Below are 3,256 nucleotides of genomic sequence, written 5' to 3'. Positions count from 1 at the left end.
TTTGTCTTCTGCTATTGTAGCATCTTCTTCTTTCATGTGGTCTGCTATCTTCCCTATAACCGCTTCCTTTGCATTCATAGCACGGTTATTAGTCAGAGGGAAAGAACCATTTAACGTTGCGTATGTAAAAAAAGACATTACAGCCATGGCACCGATTGTTACAAGTATCAGTTTTTGTTTGGTTTTCATAGGAAGCTACTTTACAATAAAAACATAGTATAAGTCAAATTTACAAGGAAGAGGGGAGGAAGGCCTTCTTTTTCTTAAAATTCATTGTTTTTCTTGTTCGGTTCGTTTAAAATGTTTTCAAATCTATTTAAGAGAGGGATTTATGGAGATAAATATAAAAAAGGAAAAAGGTGTTCCCTTGGTCTCAGTAAAAGGCAGAATTGATGCAGTCACAGCGCCGGATTTTGAAAAGGATCTTTCTGATCTGATCGAAAGCGGCGAAAAGACCGTGCTTGTCAACCTGGGTGAGCTTGAATACATCAGCAGCGCCGGCCTCAGGAGTATCCTTGCAACTGCGAAACGGCTAAAAGCAGAAAACGGCAAAATGGTGTTTACCGGATTAAAGGGCCCCGTTGAAGAGGTCTTTAAAATATCCGGTTTTTATTCAATTTTTACGATATTTGAGTCAGAAGAGGCTGCATTAAACCAGCTCTAATACAATGCCCCTTCCCGTCAACCTTAAGCTGCCTGCAAAGCTCCAGCACCTCGAACAACTAATAGATTTTGTGACAAACTGCGCCCGCGAACAGGGGATCACACAAAACAAGATAGGTGAGATACAGGTTGCCGTTGAAGAGGCCCTTGTCAACGTTATCAATTATGCATACAAAGACGAGGAGGGCGACGTTGAGGTCGCTTGCATGCTTGATGGTGAAAAGTTTATTATCGAAATAATCGACTCTGGTTTTCCATTCGATTTCTTGTCCCTTCAAGATCCAGATATATCTCTCAATGTTTCTGAACGTAACATAGGGGGGCTCGGTATATACCTGATAAAACGCCTCATGGACCATGTTGAGCATAAACGGGAAGATGACAAAAATATATTGACCCTCATGGTTTCAACAAAGCAGTCAAAATCAGAACCTGATAATGTTACGAAAATTTAACAAGCATTGGGGGAATCTATCCAGCTCGCAAAGCGAGCGAGAGGGGGAGGCTCCGACTTTCCGTGGGACGTGGGACGTACAGTCGTTACACTCCTTCGGACGTAAGACGTGAAGACTTTTACGTCCAAGCGTAAGCGGACATCCCACATTCATACGGAAGTAAAAAGAGGGGGCAACCCCATTACGGGGACAGGCGTAAGCCCCATTAATAGAAAGTGATCAGGGTGATTGTGAATAACACCCCCAGTATTACCGGCCAGTACAGCAATTTTGAAAGAAAATTCCCCTTATATTGAATAAAAAATGATTTACTTCCGCTTACAAACAGGATGGCGCTTACCGGAACCCATAAAAGGGCAATGTAGATAACGAAATAAAAATACTCGAGATAGAATATTTCCTGCGTGGGGATTCTACCCCTGGTGCTGATATGTGAAAAAATAACAACGAAGCACATCGATCCGACAAAAACCAGATTTTCCCCAATGTCCATAGCAAACTTTTTTGACATTTTCTCTTCAGTCATAATAAACATAACGGCAAACAAGAGCAATGCCACAATGATGAGGGGGGTCATATTTCGAATGAATGCATCAGCCAGATTCCTTTTTATTGTTATGTTGAAATATAGTTCAGGAAAACCCTCCTGACTTGAGTAACCTTTAATCCCGAAATTTGTGTCGTAGGCTTTCATTATATATTCGAAAAAGGTCTTTTGCACTTGCCAGTCTGGAATAACAAAATCTTTTCCCACACCCGGCAAGGCGCTTGGATTGATAAACTTGTATGCCTCAAGGTCAGGAATGAGAATCACACCTTTACCTATATCCTGATGGCGAATCTGTATCCCGAGTCTTTCGAAATCAACAGGGTATGTAGAATAATCAAGGCGTCCATACAGGGTTGCCTGAAAATACCATCCGATTACATTCATGTCTTCTTGCACAAAGGAATAGGCTTTGTCGATCTTTATATCACCTATGGCGTCAGGAAGGATAAACCCCTGGGAAATGCCTTTATGGGTCTTGTTGTTATATTTCTGCCAGATATAGCCGCTCACTAATATCTTATTTGCCCCGGAGAACTCAGCCGACCGTATAAAGATTCCGGTCGGGACATATTTCGGTTCGGTTAATCCTCTTTGAATTAATTCCTTGTTATATGAATGCATAAAACTGTCCAGATTGGCCTTCCCTGTAATTTCTACGCCTCTACTTTTTAAGTCTGTGTCAAACGACAACGAAACGTGCCAGATAATGCCTATACCTGATAGAAGCACAATGAAAAAAATGGCGCAAACTTTCCATAGATTCCCGTTGTCACCTTCATAAGCTCGAAAAATAAGCGATGAGAACGACAGACAAAAAATCGTCAAGACAAGAATAATCATCATGAGCTGTCGCCTGAGAACATCAAGACTTACCGGAATATCATCTTTGATAAATGTGATATGTAATGACCAGCCCGCCGAAGGCACGGGCTCGAAAATAAGCCAGGAAGGGAGCCCCGTGGTAACACCGATATGTTCTATAACCCCTTTTTCGCCTCTCAACGATTTTACGCCTACTGTCTCCCGCCCCTTATCTTTCGATTCTCCTGCGACGTCAAAGATTGTTTTCGATTTTTGGGCATACTCACTGTTGGGATGGTACAGGTAAACACCTTTTTTTGATATGACTGCACCGTAACCGCTGCGGCCAAAGTCAAGCGCGTTAACTACCTCTTGAACCCAATCCAAGGAAATATCGAGGGCTACCACGCCAAGAACAGTTTTTTCATTTGTTGCAGGATCAACCTTATGAAAAGGGACAGAATAGGTAGTCATCAGGGCTGCGCCTGCCTGTCCGAAATAAGGCTCGACCCACATGGCGGCCCCCGTTTTCATAGGGAGGACATACCATTCATGCTCCGGTTTCGTGTAGTCGTAGATTGACTCTACCTTTATCAATTGCGGTTTCCCGTGTTTTCTCGCATAGTAAGGCGCATGGAGCTTCACTTTTGGACCAGCGGGGGCGAACGCGCAGAAATTTACGGTTTCGCTGTAACTTCCCGTTCAGCTTCAATATATTTATAGAGCGTGGGCTTGGAGATGCCCATCATTTGGCAAATCTGATGGATTGAGTGATTTTTCTCATTGT

Annotated in this window: 4 protein-coding genes; 2 read left to right on the top strand and 2 right to left on the bottom strand. The window is 42.8% G+C overall.

What is annotated here, in order from left to right; genetic code table 11:
• The coding region (locus tag NTX75_18845) for a hypothetical protein (protein ID MCX5818275.1) at nt 1-189 on the bottom strand (189 nt) is incomplete at its 3' end.
• Nucleotides 190-331: 142 nt separating this feature from the next.
• Here NTX75_18845 and NTX75_18840 point away from each other — a divergent pair.
• Together NTX75_18840 and NTX75_18835 are read left to right on the top strand one after the other, a co-directional pair.
• Entirely contained in the window at nt 332-664 is a 333-nt protein-coding gene (locus NTX75_18840; protein MCX5818274.1) for an STAS domain-containing protein, read from the top strand.
• Between the two features lie 4 nt (nt 665-668).
• A complete protein-coding gene (locus tag NTX75_18835; protein ID MCX5818273.1) occupies nt 669-1,118 on the top strand; it encodes an ATP-binding protein in 450 nt (149 codons plus the stop codon).
• Nucleotides 1,119-1,323: 205 nt separating this feature from the next.
• Here NTX75_18835 and NTX75_18830 read toward each other — a convergent pair whose 3' ends face one another.
• A complete protein-coding gene (locus NTX75_18830) occupies nt 1,324-3,114 on the bottom strand; it encodes a cache domain-containing protein (protein MCX5818272.1) in 1,791 nt (596 codons plus the stop codon).
• Between the last annotated feature and the right edge of the window lie 142 nt (nt 3,115-3,256).

The sequence above is a fragment of the Pseudomonadota bacterium genome, assembly GCA_026388315.1.
In the GTDB taxonomy this organism is placed as follows: domain Bacteria; phylum Desulfobacterota; class Syntrophorhabdia; order Syntrophorhabdales; family Syntrophorhabdaceae; genus MWEV01.
Note: the sequence above shows the minus strand (reverse complement) of the source record. Positions and strands in the feature narration are given on the sequence as shown.

What these genes read in the sequence shown, in the direction of transcription:
- NTX75_18840 (MCX5818274.1), top strand. Translation starts at nt 332, where the DNA reads ATGGAGATAAATATAAAAAAGGAAAAAGGTGTTCCCTTGGTCTCAGTA.
- NTX75_18835 (MCX5818273.1), top strand. Translation starts at nt 669, where the DNA reads ATGCCCCTTCCCGTCAACCTTAAGCTGCCTGCAAAGCTCCAGCACCTC.